Origin of the sequence: Fretibacterium fastidiosum (genome assembly GCF_000210715.1) — a bacterium.
GTDB classification, from domain to species: domain Bacteria; phylum Synergistota; class Synergistia; order Synergistales; family Aminobacteriaceae; genus Fretibacterium; species Fretibacterium fastidiosum.
In genome coordinates, this window is record NC_021038.1 from 2,605,522 (window position 1) to 2,622,092 (window position 16,571).

7 protein-coding genes and 1 tRNA gene are annotated in these 16,571 nt (G+C 64.4%); all 8 read left to right on the forward strand.

Annotated elements, in window-relative coordinates; translation table 11 throughout:
• Positions 1-144 precede the first annotated feature (144 nt).
• The 8 genes from SY1_RS11760 (at position 145) to rpoC (ending at position 16,391) form a co-directional block, all read left to right on the forward strand.
• Positions 145-1,140 (forward strand): biotin--[acetyl-CoA-carboxylase] ligase, encoded by a 996-nt coding sequence (locus SY1_RS11760; RefSeq protein ID WP_015557154.1) that lies wholly within the window; start codon positions 145-147, stop codon positions 1,138-1,140.
• A 37-nt stretch (positions 1,141-1,177) separates the two neighbouring features.
• Positions 1,178-1,753: a biotin transporter BioY gene (locus SY1_RS11765; RefSeq protein ID WP_208873870.1), complete on the forward strand. Its 576-nt coding sequence runs from the start codon at positions 1,178-1,180 to the stop codon at positions 1,751-1,753.
• Between the two features lie 122 nt (positions 1,754-1,875).
• Positions 1,876-3,699: a hypothetical protein gene (locus SY1_RS11770; RefSeq protein ID WP_208873871.1), complete on the forward strand. Its 1,824-nt coding sequence runs from the start codon at positions 1,876-1,878 to the stop codon at positions 3,697-3,699.
• A gap of 146 nt (positions 3,700-3,845) precedes the next feature.
• A complete protein-coding gene (locus SY1_RS11775) occupies positions 3,846-5,975 on the forward strand; it encodes a glutamine synthetase III domain-containing protein (protein ID WP_015557155.1) in 2,130 nt (709 codons plus the stop codon).
• Between the two features lie 189 nt (positions 5,976-6,164).
• Complete coding sequence (gap, locus tag SY1_RS11780; RefSeq protein ID WP_208873872.1) at positions 6,165-7,172, forward strand: type I glyceraldehyde-3-phosphate dehydrogenase; 1,008 nt, start codon at positions 6,165-6,167, stop codon at positions 7,170-7,172.
• 236 nt (positions 7,173-7,408) lie between these two features.
• Positions 7,409-7,496 (forward strand) — tRNA-Leu (locus SY1_RS11785).
• A 104-nt stretch (positions 7,497-7,600) separates the two neighbouring features.
• Positions 7,601-11,269 (forward strand): DNA-directed RNA polymerase subunit beta, encoded by a 3,669-nt coding sequence (gene rpoB, locus SY1_RS11790; protein WP_015557157.1) that lies wholly within the window; start codon positions 7,601-7,603, stop codon positions 11,267-11,269.
• Positions 11,270-11,273: 4 nt separating this feature from the next.
• Positions 11,274-16,391 (forward strand): DNA-directed RNA polymerase subunit beta', encoded by a 5,118-nt coding sequence (gene rpoC, locus SY1_RS11795; protein ID WP_015557158.1) that lies wholly within the window; start codon positions 11,274-11,276, stop codon positions 16,389-16,391.
• Positions 16,392-16,571 lie beyond the last annotated feature (180 nt).

Genomic DNA, 16,571 nt, shown 5'->3' on the forward strand with positions numbered 1-16,571 from the left:
CAATCCATAATTAAACGCGAATTGGTATGAGTCCTGACGGAAGACGACGGGGCGGCAGGGCATTATGTAAACTTTTTGATTTATATAAGTTTACATTTTTGCGGCCCTGTGGTATATCTATAAGCAGTAGGGGAGGTGAGCGGGATGATCAAGAGCGACGTGCTGAGGATGTTGGAGGAGCGTCGCGGCACGGCAATATCGGGGGAGGCGATGGCTCAGGCTCTGGGCGTCTCCCGCGCTGCGGTCTGCAAGGCGGTGGCTTCGCTTCGGGCGGAAGGGCACCTCGTGGGCTCCGCCCCCCGTAGGGGCTACCTGCTTGAGCGCGAAAGTGACGTGCTGACGGAGGAGGGGATTCGCTCGCACCTTTCCGAGGCGTGCGGGGTCCGACGGGTCGTCTGCCTCGACACGGTGGACTCCACAAACACCCATGCGAAGCGCCTGGCCCTTGCAGGTGCGGAGAGCGGGACGCTGATCGCGGCGAACCAGCAGACGGTGGGCAGGGGACGCAGGGGGCGTTCCTTCCTCTCCCCGGCGGGGACGGGGTTGTACATGACGCTCCTCCTGCGTCCATCGAGCTCCATGGAGCGCTTTCAGATGATCACCATCGCGGCGGGGACGGCGGTCTGCCTTGCCGTCGAGGAGCTGACTCCCCTTCGTCCCCTGGTCAAGTGGGTGAACGACGTGTACCTGCACGGCCGGGACGGCGTGGAGCGCAAGGTCTGCGGCATCCTGAGCGAGGCGGTGAGCGACGTCGAGAGTGGGACCGTCGAGAACGTGGTGGTCGGCATCGGGCTCAACGTGACCACACGGGACTTCGGTCGGGACCTCAACGATCGGGCGGGGTCCATCTTCCCGGAGGGGGTAAGCCGCAACCAGCTCGCAGCGAGGATCGCGGAGCGCCTCATGGACTTTTCGACGAGGCTTGAGGACCCGGAGCTGCTTCGGGCCTACCGGGAGCGCTCTCTGCTTCTGGGGCGGAGGGTGCGGTGGATGCAGGACGGGAGGGGCTGCCTCGGCCGCGCGGTGGACGTGGATGAGCTTGGGGGATTGGTGGTGGAGGACGAGGACGGAGCGCGCAGGTCCCTGCGCTCCGGGGAGGTCTATGAGGTGCGTCCGTTTGACGGGGCGCAGTCATCATAGCCATTCATAGTTGTAATATAATGAGGAGGAAAGTCCTTTGTCTCAGGCAGTGAAGGGAAAGGCGAGCGTCCGGGACCTGGTGTCCTGCGCGCTCTTTGCGGCTCTGATCGCTGTGGGAACGTTCGTCAAGATACCGACGCCGCTCCTGCCGCTGACGCTTCAAACGCTGTTCGTCGTCCTGGCCGGGCTGGTCCTGGGGGAGAAGCTCGGCGCCGTCGCCGCGGGGATATACGCCGCAGCGGGGCTGATGGGGCTCCCCGTCTTTGCCGCCGGAGGCGGCATCGGATACCTCCTGAACCCGACGTTTGGCTACATCCTGAGCTTCATCGCCGGGGCCTGGGTGGCGGGGCGTGCCGTCCGGCTCTGGGGGCGGGGGCTCTGGCGCGAGACGCTGGCCGGCGCCGTGGCGATAGCGCTGATCTATATTGTCGGCGCCACGTGGTACTACCTCGTCGCCCGCTATTACATCGGGCGGGAGCTCACGGTCCCTGCGCTCTTCTGGTCCTTTCTCGTGTTGCCCCTGCCGGGCGATCTCCTTTCCTGTTTTGCGGCGGCGCTCCTGTCTCAGCGACTTCGGGCTCTGATGCCAGGACGGTTTGTCCACGATCGGTAGATTGGCACGACGGACGAGGGGCTGCTTCGGCAGCCCCTCGTCCGGTATAATTCGGGAGGGGGGATAACGACGGAATGCCCCATCGGGGCAAAGGACGACCGACTGATTGGAGGACGAGGTTGATGAAAAGGCGTTTTCTCTGCGCGGTCTTTTTGTGCGTACTCTTATTCTGGTTGCGCTTCTCCCTGGGAGGCTGCGGAAGAACTTTCGACAAGTTCGCACATCGAACGTCTCCGGCCCCCTCTCCCGCCCCTGCGCTTCCGGCGCCCTCGCCCGATCTGCAGGACCCCGGCTCGAGCGCCGAGCCTTCGACCCCTCTACTTCCCGACCCGACCCCGTCGAAGGTCCTGAAAAGCGACACGGACGGCGACGGAGTGCCCGACGTCTGGGACGCCTCTCCGCTCGACCCGGCACAGGGGGCCTATCCGGAGTACGCCGAGAGCGAGACGGGTTGTGCTTCGAACAGCGGCATCGACACCGCAGAGTTCAAGGACGCTCCCGCCGTGATGCCCGCCGCGCTCTCGGGGGTGCTGGACAACCGCGGCGGCTGGGACAGCGACTGTTTCGCGGTCCGCTTCGACAAGGCGGGGGCCTATTCGATCCTGGTCTCCCACACGCCGCTCATGAATCCCATCATGGGCGTCGAGACGGGAAAGAACGCGGAGCCCCGGTTCGTGTTCAACCTCCCGACCCTCCTGGCTGACGACCACACCTGGGCCCAGTGCAGCATCCCCCGGGCCGGGGTCTACTGGTTCACCATAACGACGATGGCGGAGTCAGCCCGAACGTGGCAGTACCGCGCGCTGATCTTCGAGGACGAGTACGCCGACGGCATCCCGGACGAGTTGCACGACGTTCTGGGCATGGACAGGGGCGACGAGGACACGGACGACGACAGCCTGCCCGACCTCCTGGAGCTGCTGACCGTCCTGCGCCGCCTCGAGCCGTACCGCAGGGCCGGCACCTTTTCCGACTCCGTCTGGCAGGAGGCGGTCAATCCCGGCAACTCCCGGAAGGGCGCCGTGTGGCTGGACCGGAACTCCGACGCGGACGGCGACGGCATCCCGGATTACATCGAATACTACCCCTTCGACAGGATCGAGGCGTTCAACCTGCCCTTCGAGCAATTTTTTCCCCGCAACGATACGGACGGCGACGGCATCCCCAACTTTCTGGACACGGACAGCGACGGGAACGGGATACCGGACAGGGTGGAGGGGGTTTTCAGGGGCAGAGTGCCCGTGGACACGGACGGGGATGGGATTTTTGATTACAAGGACAGGGACGACGACCAGGACGGCCTTCTGGATGTGAACGACCCCGACCGCCTGGAGCCGATGGAGCTGTGGGACGAGCGCCGGATGCCGCGCGTGTCGTTCTTCAACCGGGTTCGGAAAGTCCCGGACGTCATCGCGCCGGGAGAGGAGATCGAGGTGCGGTGCAAGGCCCTGAACGAGGCCAGCGCGGAAGACACGTGGATCATACTGCGCGAATCGCTGAAGGAACGCTCCGATCCTCTGAACGTGAGGCCGCGCCTTCTGGGCGGCGACAGGGCCGTTTTTCTTTGCCCGGACGAGGTCTCCGAGGGGGCCTGGGGCGTTTCCCTGTCGATCGGAGGGCGCAGGGTCTACGGCGTGGAGCTCCGGGGGCTTCGCTCCCGCGTGCCGGTCCTGCACTCCATCGAGCGCGTTGGGACGGATAGGCTGCGCGTGTGGGGAGAGAACCTGGACGAGGCCCTGCAGGTCGTGTTTGCGGGGGACGTCGCGACGGTGGACAACGCCAATGGAGCCGCCGATTTTTTGGAGATATCAATCCCGAAGCGGGCGGGTTCCGGTCCCGTGTACCTCACGAGCCGTTTCGGAAAGAGCGCGTCCCTCGATTTTGCGGTCGGAGGGGCCGTTGACGGGCGGATCGTCCTGCCCGAGGGGGCGCCGGGCGGGAGATGAAAAACGACGCCGCACCCTGCGATGGCGTACAGCGACCTTTCGCCATGCTTAACGTTGACCTTTTTCGGATTTAAGCCTATACTCTCTCAATCTTAAGCGACAAAAAACGCTTTTCATCCGCTTAAGAATTCATTCCGGAGGTGGGTATGGTGGAGAGGGCGCGCGAGTATCCGACGGTTCGGGAGATCTACGGGTCCATGGTCTTCGATCGCAGGGTGATGAAGGAGAAGCTGACTTCGGGGGTCTATGAGCAGGTGGTCGCTGCGATGGAGGGAAGGCAGCGGCTGGATGCCGCTGCGGCGGACGTGGTGGCGATGGCGATGCGCGACTGGGCCATCGCGCAGGGAGCGACCCACTGGACCCACTGGTTTCAGCCCCAGACGGAGATGACGGCGGAGAAGCACATGGCCTTCACCCTGGGGGGTGCCGATGGGATGCCCGTTGACGTGTTTTGCGGGCACGACCTGATTCAGGGGGAGCCGGACGCCTCATCCTTCCCGTCGGCGGGGACGCGCTCGACGTTTGAGGCGCGCGGATACAGCGCGTGGGACATCAGCAGCCCCGCCTTTATCGTGAAGTCCCCCAAGGGGGGGACGCTCTGCATCCCCTGCGTCTTCCTCTCCTTCGACGGGACGCCTCTCGACTTTAAGACCCCCCTCCTGCGCGCGCTGGACGCCCTGGAGACGCGGTCGCTGAAGCTGCTCAAGCTCTTTGGGCAGCGGGGGGTTCGCAGCGTGAGGGTGACGGCAGGCGCGGAGCAGGAGTTCTTCCTCCTGGATCGTCCGCGCGCCCAGATGCGGCCGGACATCCGCTTCTGCGGGCGCACCCTGCTCGGCGCCCAGCCGGCCAAGGATCAGAAGCTGGACCATCACTACATGGGGTCGATCCCCCCTCGGGTCCTGAGCTACATGGAGGACGTGGAGCGCGATTTGGCGCGCATCGGCGTCTCCATCATAACGCGGCACAACGAGGCGGCCCGGTGCCAGTTCGAGTTCGCCCACCTCTTCTCCGATGCGAACACGGCCTGCGACCAGAATCAGATCTTGATGGAGACGATGAGAAAGCTGGCGCGCCAGCACGAGCTGCGGCTGCTCTTTCACGAGAAGCCCTTCCATGGGATGAACGGCAGCGGAAAACACGTCAACCTCTCCCTGATGGACAGCGAGGGGCGCAACCTCCTGACACCGTCGAGCGGACAGCGCCGCAACGTCGTCTTCCTCTCGTTCCTGGCCGCGGCCGTGCTGGGCATCTCGAAGTTCCATATCCTGCTCCAGGCGACCGCGGCCACGGCGGGCAACCTCTTTCGCCTCGGGGGGCACGAGGCGCCTCCGTCCATCACGAGCGTCTACCTTGGCTCCGCCTTGACGGACCTCTTGAAGCGGCTGAACCAGGCGGACGCCTCGCTGCCGGAGAGGGGCCTGATGGACCTTGGACTGATGAAGCTGCCCTCCATCATCCCCTTCGACAACGACAGGAACAGGACCTCGCCCGTGGCCTTTACGGGGAACAAGTTCGAGTTCCGCTCTCCGGGGGCGTCGCAGTCCATCGCTCTGCCCATCACGATGTTCGCCTCCATCTGGGCCTGGGGCGTCGAGCAGTTGACGGGGATGATCGAGGCCAGGAGCGTCGATGGGAGGGACCCGATGGACGTGGCTCTGGACGCGGTCAAGGAGGCCGTCCGTGAGGGGCAGAACGTCCTCTTCGAGGGGGATGCCTACTCGCCGGAGTGGCACGCGGAGGCGAAGCGCCGGGGCCTCCTTCAGGCGGAGACCATGCCGGAGAAGATCGACCTTCTCCTGCTCCCGGAGAACAAGCGGATGCTCGAGGACCTTGGCGTCTACCGTGGGCGCGAGCTGGAGGTCCTGCACGACATACGCATGGAGGAGTTTGCCAGGGGGCTGGAGATCGAGGCGGCGGTGCTGTACGACATGTTGTGGGAGGGGGTCCTGCCGGCGCTCTCGAAGCAGATGGTCTTAGAGAGGAGCTCCCTTGCGGCCCTGGACGGCATGGACTTCGAGGAGGGCGCCCCGTGGCTCGAATACATTGGCAATTTGGGGCGCACTAAGGCCGCCCTGATATCGGATGCGGCGCGCCTGCACGAGATGAAGGGACGCCTCGCGGGCATGGCGCTGCGGGATCGGGCGGACTTCCTGGCAGGTAGCGTCGTGCCGCTGATGGAGTCCATTCGCGCCCAAAGCGACGCGGCGGAGCTGACCATCGCCGCGGACATCTGGCCCTATCCGATCTACCGAAACCTGCTCTCCCTGTCGGCGTAGGGGAGCCGCAGGAGCGTCCGGTTCGATGCCCTTTTCGCCGTCCTTTGTTATATAATGAAGAGGCGGGCGGTTCCCTTCTTTAGTATATGTATATGAAATTGCGTTGAAATTGCGCGAACAAAATTGCGGCGGTCACGATGTGTTGTGGCTTGAAATGGATTGGGCCGAGGGCCAGGGGAGGAAGTAAAAATGGCAGTGAGAGTTGCAATCAATGGTTTTGGCCGTATTGGGCGTCTTGCCTTTCGTCAGATGTTTCAGGCCGAGGGGTATGAGGTGGTCGCGATCAACGACCTGACGAGCCCCGAGGTCCTGGCGCACCTTCTGAAGTACGATACGACGCACGGCCGCTATCATGGGGTCGTCGAGGCGGACGAGAACTCCATCACCGTCAACGGCAAGAAGATCACGATCTATGCGGAGAAGGACGCCGCGAACCTGCCGTGGAAGGACCTGAAGATCGACGTGGTCCTCGAGTGCACGGGCTTCTACACCTCAAAGGACAAGGCGGGCGCCCACGTCAAGGCCGGCGCACGCAAGGTGGTCATCTCCGCCCCCGCAGGCGACGACCTGCCCACGATCGTCTTCAACGTCAACCACAAGACGCTCACGCCGTCGGACACGATCATCTCCGCAGCCTCCTGCACCACGAACTGCCTGGCCCCCATGGCCAAGGCGCTGAACGACCTTTCGCCCATCGTCTCCGGCTTCATGACCACCGTCCACGCCTACACCGGAGATCAGATGGTTCTGGACGGTCCCCACCGCAAGGGCGACCTGCGCCGCGCCCGGGCCGCAGCGGAGAACATCGTCCCCGCGTCCTCCGGTGCCGCAAAGGCCATCGGCCTGGTGATCCCCGAGCTGAGTGGCAAGCTGAACGGCGCCGCCCAGCGCGTGCCCGTCGCCACGGGTTCCACCACGATCCTGGACGCGGTCATCAAGGGGTCCTTCACGGCCGACCAGGTCAACGCCCAGATGAAGAAGGAGGCCTCGGAGTCCTTCGAGTACAACACGGACGAGATCGTCTCCTCCGACATCATCGACAGCACGGCGGGCTCCATCTTCGACGCCACCCAGACGAGGGTCATCGCGATGGAGGACGGCAACACGCTGGTGCAGGTCGTCTCCTGGTACGACAACGAGAACTCCTACACGAGCCAGATGGTGCGCACGATCAAGTACTTCTCCGAGCTGAAGTAACCCGCCTCGGACCGGGGGCGTGGACGGGGGCAATCCAAATCCAAAGTTTTTAACGTGCGGCAGGGGCAGGTTTTTTGCGTTTTCTGCCGCACCGGACGGGTGAAAGATCGGAGTCGGCTGAACCTCTACAACGACGGGCTCGATCCCCGATAAAGCCATCGCAACCCATGGATTTGGGGGCAAAATTCCCTCTTGCAAAACGCGGAAACCCCTGCTAGAATACTTTTCGTTGTCAAGCCCGGGTGGCGGAATTGGTAGACGCGCTAGATTCAGGTTCTAGTAGTCGCTAAGGCTGTGGAGGTTCGAGTCCTCTCTCGGGCACCATGAAATTAAAAGGATATGGTCTTGTCTATTGACAGGACTATATCCTTTTGTTATCATTGGGATTCGGCGTATTTTTCCAGCCTGTCAAGGAGGTCTTTCAATAGATGCCTGAATTTGTTCCGGTAAGCAGGACGCGGCAGCGCTACACTTTTGGCCGGGCTCACGACCTGATCGATATGCCCGACATGATAGAGGTGCAAAGGGATTCTTATCAGTGGTTCTATCAGGACGACGTGGAACCGGATGCGCGCAGGGCGCAGGGCTTGCAGGAGCTTCTTCAGGAGATTTTTCCCATTGAGAGTTACGATGGGCAGTTCTCGCTGGAGTTCGTGCGCTATTATATCGACCCTCCGGAGCGCAGCGAGGAGGAGGCCCGGCAGAAGGACCTGACCTGGTCGCGTCCCATTCGCGCCACGATCGGCCTGACCAACACGAAGACGGGGGAGAGCAAGGAGAAGGATATCTTCCTCGGCGAGTTCCCCGTGATGACGGATCGGGGCACGTTCATCGTCAACGGGACGGAGCGCGTCGTCATCAATCAGCTGGCGCGCTCCGCCGGGGTCTACTTCACCTACAGCGGCGTTCCGGGCAGCGACAGCTGCTCCGCAAAACTGATCCCGGACCGCGGCGCGTGGCTGGACTTTTCCATGGCTTCGGGGGATATCGTCTCCGTCAACATCGACAACCGTCGGAAGCTCCCCGTGACGCTCCTGCTGAAGGCCTTCGGCGTCGCCGACAACGATGAGATCCTCTCGATGTTCGCCGCCGCCCCCTACTTCATGGAATACAGCGATGAGATGCGAGGGAAGCTGGCGGCCGAGGACGTGACGGGGCCGGATGGTGCCGCCATCGTCCGTCGCGGCCGCCCCATCACCCGCGAACTTCTGGACGAGCTCTACCACAAGAACCCCGGCGGACGCGGCGGGATCGAGGTCATCGGGCTGGACTTGTCCCTGGCCCTGACGCTCGAGAGGGACGGCACGCGCAGCCCCGACGAGGCGATGCAGGAGATCTTTCGCCGCCTGCGCCCCAACGAGCCGGCGCGCGTTGAGAACGCCCGCGACTACATCCGAAGCCTCTTCTTCGACTCGAGGCGCTACACCCTGGGGCGGGTCGGGCGCTATAAGCTGAACCGCCGCCTGGGGATGAACCTTTCGGAGGACGTTCGGCTCCTCACGCTGGACGATATCGTGGCGATCATCCGGGAGATGTTCGCCATGAGGGCCGAGGGAAAGAAGAGCGACGATATCGACCACCTCGGCAATCGGCGCATTCGCTCCATCGGGGAGCTGCTGCAGAACCAGATCCGCATCGGACTGCTCCGCATGGAGCGCATCGTGCGCGAGCGAATGACGACGACGCCCGACCTCAACAAGGTGACGCCGCCCGATCTGATCAACGTCCGTCCCATTGCGGCCGCCCTGCGCGAGTTCTACGGATCGGGCCAGCTGTCCCAGTTCATGGACCAGACGAACCCCCTGGCGGAGGTGACGCATCGCCGCCGCCTCTCCGCGCTGGGGCCGGGCGGCCTGAGCCGAGAGCGGGCCGGCTTCGAGGCGCGTGACGTGCACTACACGCACTACGGGCGCGTGTGTCCCATCGAGACCCCGGAGGGTCCCAACATCGGCCTGGTCTCCTCCCTGACGACCTACGCGCGGCTCAACGAGCACGGATTCCTCATCACCCCGCGGCGCAAGGTGACGAACGGCAAGCTGACCGACAAGATCGAATTCCTCTCCGCCGACGAGGAGGACCAGTACTACGTGGCGATGGCGAACACTCCCCTGGAAGAGGACGGAGTGACCATTGCGGGGGACTCCTGCCCGACGCGGCACCAGGACGACATCGACACGATCCCGGTGGAGAAGGTGAACTACATGGACGTCTCCCCCAAGCAGATCGTCTCCCCCTCGACGGCCCTGATCCCCTTCCTGGAGCACGACGACGCCAACCGGGCGCTGATGGGTTCCAACATGCAGCGGCAGGCCGTGCCTCTGATCATGCCCGAGGCCCCCATGGTGGGGACGGGGATCGAGCATCGCGTCGCCAGGGACTCCGGCTCCTGCGTGGTCGCCGTCGACGCGGGCGAGGTGGTGTACGTCGACTCCCGCGAGATCCGCATCCGGTCCAGGAGGGGTGAGAGAAAGTACCCCCTGATCAAGTTTCGCCGCTCCAACCAGGGCACGGTGATCCACCAGCGACCGACCGTCGCCAAGGGCGACCGGGTGGACAAGGGGGAGATCATCGCCGACGGGCAGTCCATCGAGAACGGGGAGCTGGCTCTGGGCCAGAACGTCCTCGTCGCCTTCGTCCCCTGGGAGGGCTACAACTTCGAGGACGCCATCCTGCTGAGCGAGAACCTGGTGAAGGAGGACAAGTTCTCCTCCATTCACATCGAGGAGTACGAGATCGACGCCCGCGAGACGAAGCTGGGGCCGGAGGAGATCACCCGGGACATCCCCAACGTGGGCGAGGACATGCTCCGCAACCTGGACGACTCCGGGATCATCCGCATCGGCGCGGAGGTCAACGCGGGGGACATCCTGGTGGGGAAGGTGACGCCCAAGGGGGAGTCCGACCAGACCCCGGAGGAGAAGCTCCTGCGGGCCATCTTCGGCGAGAAGGCCCGCGAGGTGCGCGACAACTCCCTGAAGCTTCCTCACGGCTCCCGCGGCAAGGTGGTCGCCATAAAGCACATGGAGCGCAATGACGCCCCGAATACTATGAGCGCCGGCATCATCCGCACCGTAAAGGTGTACGTGGCGCAGTGGCGAAAGATCACCGTGGGGGACAAGATGGCCGGCCGACACGGCAACAAGGGAGTGGTCAGCCGCATCCTTCCGGTCGAGGACATGCCCTACCTTCCCGACGGGACCCCGGTGGACGTCGTGCTGAACCCCCTGGGCGTGCCGAGCCGCATGAACCTCGGACAGGTGCTTGAGACCATCATGGGCTTTGTGGCGGTGAACAACGGATGGCACGTGGCCACGCCGGTCTTCGAGGGCGCTCAGGAGACCGAGATCTTCGAGCGCATGAAGGAGCTGGCCGATGAAAAGTATCCGGACCTCACCGAGGACGGCATGATCGTCCTGCGCGACGGGCGCACCGGGGAGCCGATGGAGAAGAAGGTCACGATCGGCTGCATGTACATGCTGAAGCTCAACCACCTGGTGGACGACAAGATCCACGCGCGTTCCACCGGCCCCTACAGCCTGATCACGCAGCAGCCGCTGGGCGGCAAGGCGCAGTTCGGAGGCCAGCGCTTCGGGGAGATGGAGGTCTGGGCCCTCGAGGGATACGGCGCCGCGAACGTCCTTCAGGAGATGCTGACCGTGAAGTCCGACGACATCCGCGGGCGCGACAAGACCTACGAGCGCATCGTCAAGGGGCAGAGCCTGGTGAAGCCGGGGATGCCCGAGAGCTTCCGCGTCCTGGTCAAAGAGCTCCAGGGCCTGGGGCTGGACGTGGAGGTGGAGTACGACGACGGCACCATCGGCGGCATACCCCTCGACGAGGACGAGGAAAAGCTGCCTGAGCCCGGCCTTCCGGAGATGCTGCCCGACGCCTTTGAGGACGAATCCCCGGCAGATGCCGACGGACAGGGGGCGCAGGAACAGGAGAGCGGCTTCCTTGAGGACGAGGAGCCGGACGAAGGGGAGCTCTTCAAGGCGCAGGACATCTTCGAGGAGGATGCGGATATGCCAAAGGACGATCCGGACGATTCGCTTGCCGGGGATATATCTCTGATCTCGGATGAGGAAGAAGGGGACTGACGGGATGGCCAGAAAGGAAATTGTCGGGGTCAGGATCAAGCTGGCGACGCCGGAGCGCATCCGCGAGATATCGAGCGGAGAGGTGAAGAAGCCCGAGACGATCAACTACCGCACGCTGCGCCCTGAGAAGGACGGGCTCTTCTGCGAGCGGATCTTCGGCCCCACGCGCAGCTACGAGTGCACCTGCGGGAAGTACAAGCGCAGCGGACCGAAGTTCCGCGGCGTGATCTGCGACCGGTGCGGCGTCGAGGTGACCGACAACCGCGTGCGCCGGGAGCGCATGGGGCACATCGAGCTGGCCGTTCCCGTGGTGCACATCTGGTACCTCCGGGGGATTCCGAGCCGCCTCAGCCTGCTCCTGGGGACCAGCGCGAAGGACCTGGAGAAGGTGGTCTACTTCGCCCCCACGCGCAAGACCGAGAACGCCTGGAAGGTCACGGCCGTCGGCAGCCGTCCGGACCTGGTGCACAAGGACTCCGTCATCTCGGAGAGCGAGCTGAAGGTCCACTCGCACTACGACCCCAAGTTTCGGGCCGAGGAAGCGTTCTCCCTCGAGAGCGTGGACGATGTCCCCGTCGACGAGGGGGACGTCCTGTCCGCGCAGCAGGTGGCACGCTTCAAGGCGGACTACGGGGACGACACCTTCAAGGTGGAGCCCGCCTTCGAGCTCATCGAGGCGATCGAAGGGCTGGACCTGAACGTGGGGGAGATCGTCCCCGCGTCCAGGATGGAGGAGTGCTCCGCGGAGGCCGAGGCTCCCTTCGTCAGGGCGAAGGTCGCCGGGAGCGACGCCTTCATCGTCACGGCGGCCTTGAAGCTGCCCTTCTCCAGGGGCAGCATCCTCTCGAAGTCCGAGAAGGACATGTTCGAGCAGAGGTATCCCAGGCGCTTCAATGCCGTGCGCCTCGGCGTCACGGTCGACGACCCCTGCTACCTGGTGGTCGAGTCGGGAAACTCGCCCTTCAGCCAGGCGGACGTCATCTATGAGCGCCAGGAGCTGCTCTGTGCCGAATACGACAAGAAGTTCGAGGCGGGGATCGGCGCGGACGGCGTGCAGACGCTGGTCAACCGGCTGGACCTGGACCTGCTCACGGCCTCCCTCCGCGAGGAGATCGCCGAGAGCAGCGGGCAGAAGAAGCGCAAGCTGGTGAAGCGCCTTCAGGTTGCGGAGGACTTTCGCAAGAGCGCCTCGCAGCCGCAGTCCATGATCCTGAACGTCCTGCCCGTCATCCCGCCGGACCTGCGCCCGCTGGTGCAGCTCGACGGCGGACGCTTCGCGACGTCGGACCTGAACGACCTCTACCGGCGCGTCATCAACCGCAACAACCGCCTTCGGAAGCTGCAGGAGCTCCACGCGCCGGAGATCATCATCCGCAACGAGAAGCGGATGCTTCAGGAGTGCGTGGACGCCCTGATCGACAACGGCCGCATCGGCAAGGCGGTGACGGGGGCCAGCAACCGCCCCCTGAAGAGCCTGACGGACCTCCTGAGGGGCAAGAAGGGACGCTTCCGTCAGAACCTCCTGGGCAAGCGCGTGGACTACTCCGGAAGGTCCGTCATCGTCATCGGCCCTCAGCTCAAGATCTATCAGTGCGGCCTGCCCAAACAGATGGCGCTTGAGCTGTTCAAGCCCTTTGTCGTGCGTCAGCTGGTGGATCGGGGCATCGCGCCGAACGTGAAAAGTGCAAAGCGCGTCATCGAGCGCGGACGCGAGGAGATCTGGGGCATCCTGGAGGAGATCATCAAGGACCATCCCGTGATGCTGAACCGTGCGCCGACCCTTCACCGCCTGGGCATTCAGGCCTTCGAGCCCGTCTTGATGGAGGGAAAGGCCATCCGGCTGCACCCGATGGTCTGCACGGCTTTCAACGCGGACTTCGACGGAGACCAGATGGCCGTACACGTCCCCCTCTCCCTGGAGGCTCAGGCGGAGGCACGACTTTTGATGCTCTCCGCCAACAACCTGCTTTCGCCGGCCAGCGGGCGGCCCGTCGTGACGCCGACGCAGGATATCGTCCTCGGCGTCTACTACCTGACGGACATGAAGCCGGGGATGAAGGGCGAGGGGATGCACTTCTCCAGCATCGAGGACGTGCTGTCCGCCCACGATCACGGCATGGTCCACATCAACGCCCGCATCTGGCTGAGGAAGGACCCGACGTGGAGGCGCCAGCCCATGGGGCGCCACCAGTACGGTGGCCCGGACGGAGAGGCGATCGTCGTGGACAGGGCCGAGGACGTCGCGGCGCCGGAGGGGGCCAGCGTCTTCTTCGAGACGTCGCCGGGGCGGGCGCTGTTCAACAGCATCATCGCCCGCGACCTGTGCTACGTGAACTACCAGCTGGGCAAGAAGAAGATCGGCAGCTTGCTGGACGAGGCCTACGACAAAATCGATCGGGCGGGGGTCGTCGAGATGCTGGACGCTATCAAGGCGCTGGGATACCGTTGGGCGGCGAAGAGCGGCATCAGTTTCGGCGTCAAATCGATCATCATCCCTCCTGAGAAGGCCGAGATCACAAAGGCGACCCAGATCGAGGACGATGCCGCCAAGGACAATTACGAGATGGGGCTTTTGACCCACGACGAGTACCTGGACCAGAAGGGCGAGCTCTGGGCCAGGGCCACGAAGGACATCGCCAACAAGATCACCGAACACATGGTTCCGGGGAACTCCGTCCTCATGATGGTGGAGAGCGGCGCCCGTGGAAGCCTGGGGCAGATGGGGCAGATGGCCGGCATCCGCGGGCTGATGTCGGACCCGACCGGAAAGACGATCGACTACCCCATCACGGCCAACTTCCGCGAGGGGATGAACATGCTGGAGTACTTCATCTCCACCCATGGGGCCCGGAAGGGCCTGGCGGACACCGCCCTGAGGACGGCGAAGTCCGGCTACCTGACGCGGCGCCTTGTGGACGTGGCCCAGGACCTGATCATCACGGAGCACGACTGCGGCACGGACAAGGGGATCTGCATCCGGCCCCTGATGAGCGAGGGGAAGGTGATGATCCCCATCAGCGAGCGCATCGCCGGGCGGACCGCGCTGGACGACATCCGTGCCCCGGAGACCCAGGAGGTCCTGGTCCGCAAGGGGGAGATCATCTCCTACGAAAAGGCCAGCGCGATCGACGCCGCGGGCCTCGAGGAGGTCTGGGTCCGCAGCCCGCTGGCCTGCGGGTTGAAGCGCGGGATCTGCCAGAAGTGCTACGGGCTGGACCTCTCCTCGCGCTACCTCATCCCGATCGGAGAGGCGGTGGGCGTCGTGGCGGCCCAGTCCATCGGCGAGCCGGGGACGCAGCTCACGATGCGCACGTTCCACACGGGCGGCGTTCGTCAGGCCGAGGACATCACCCAGGGCCTGCCGCGCATCGAGCAGCTCTTCGAGGTGCGCCGTCCGCGCAAGGTCTCGCTGCTGGCGGGCCTGGATGGCGTCGTCGAGGAGATCCGAAACGCCGACGGCAAGCGCCGGGTCATCGTCTCGACGCTTGACGGTTCGGAGAAGATCACGCACGCGATCCCGTCCTCCCAGGACCTGCGCGACGACATCGCGGAGGGGAAGGCGGTGACCCGCACGACCCCCCTGACGGAGGGAAGCATCGACCCGCAGCAGCTGCTGGACGTCAGCGGCATCTCTGCGGTGCAGCGCATGCTGGTGGATGAGATCCAGTACGTCTACCACTCCCAGGGCGTCTCCATCAACAACAAACACATCGAGGTGATCCTTCGCAAGGTGGCGCCCCTCAATCGGGTGCGGGTCCTCGAGGAGGGGGACACCTCCTTCGTGGCGGGGGACATGGTGTGGCTGGACGAGGTCGAGGCGGCGGAGAGGGAGATTCGGGAGGACAACGAGCGCTACGTTGCGGAGGCCGTGCGAATCTTCTCCGGCGACGTGCTGACCGGCGCCGAGAAGATGTGCGAGGAAGTGGAGCCGCTTTTGAACAAGCCCCTGGACGAGGACGCGCTCCGCACGCTCCTGACGCCGGGCATGATGCTCACCTCCCTGACGCTGTCCCACGAGGGGCGCAGCATCGAGGTCGTCATCGGCGAGGCCGCCTTCCGCAAGCAGATGGAGGGCCTGGAGCTCGTCTCGGACTTTCAGGACGGCGAGGAGGGGCTGGATAGGGGGACCCGACTCGGCAAGGCTGAGCTCCGCACGATCACTGCACGGGACCCCCACGTCATCCTGGTTCGGAACAGGGACCTCCTGGAGAAGCAGGCCGGCACCGCGTGGCTTGCGGAGGACGTGGTGTGCGACGGCCAGGTCCTGGCTCCGATGGACACCCAGCTCACCCCGGAGGCCGCGGCGCTGGCGGCCGAGAAAAACGTGGAGCGGCTCAGGGTGTGGCACAACGTGGATCACATCAACGTGACGGATACGTTCCGCACCGCGCTGATGGAGGACGACAGGGTGTGGGGCTGCAACCTGTTGAGCGCTTCGGATGCCGACGGCAAGCTGATCGAAAAGGTGCCGCAGTTCGTTGATGCCAGCGTGATCCAGGGCCTCGCTCAGGGGGAGATATCGGCGCTCGAGACGGATTCGGAGGTGCAGACCAGGGAGGCCCTGTTCGAGAGGTTCCTCGCGGAAAAGCTCAGGGGAAAGATACTGCTGGACGCCTCTTTCGCGAAGGACGGCGCGAAGGCGCCGGAGTTTGGAAAGGAGCTTTCCGCGGCCAAGCTGAAGGAGTTCGCTGCAGCGGGCCCGACGGATATCTACGTGCGTTCGGCGGCGGGCAAGGCGGACGAGTACCCGCTGATCCGTGAGGTCACCTTCGTGAGGAAGCTGAGGGAGAGCCCGGAATGCAAACCCTTTATCCACGGCATCACGAAGGCCGCGCTGGCCACGGACAGCTTCCTGAGCGCCGCCTCCTTCCAGCAGACGGCCCAGATCCTGGCGGGTGCGGCGGTGCGCGGGCAGATCGATCCGCTGCACGGCCTGAAGGAAAACGTCATTATCGGGCACCTGATCCCGGCAGGGACCGGGGCGGAGCCCTTCCGCGGCATTGCATCGGCCGCCGAGGCTGAGGAGGAATCGGCCCCCGTTCCCATCGAGACCGGGGCGGAGGAGGCGTCGGAGGCGATCCCTCAGGAGGAGGGCGTGTCCTCCGCCCCGTTTGACGAGTGAGTTGGAGTTGCGATGCGGCTACGCCGTAGGAGCGAGTTGTAAAGCACGGACAAAAGGGAGCGCTCCCGAACCGGGGCGCTCCCTCTTATAGCAAATCGCGTTTAATATGGATTGCCTCCCCTGAAAGGGGAGGTGGTTCGCGTCAGCGAACCGGAGGGGTTCGGCTAGACGACCGGCCTC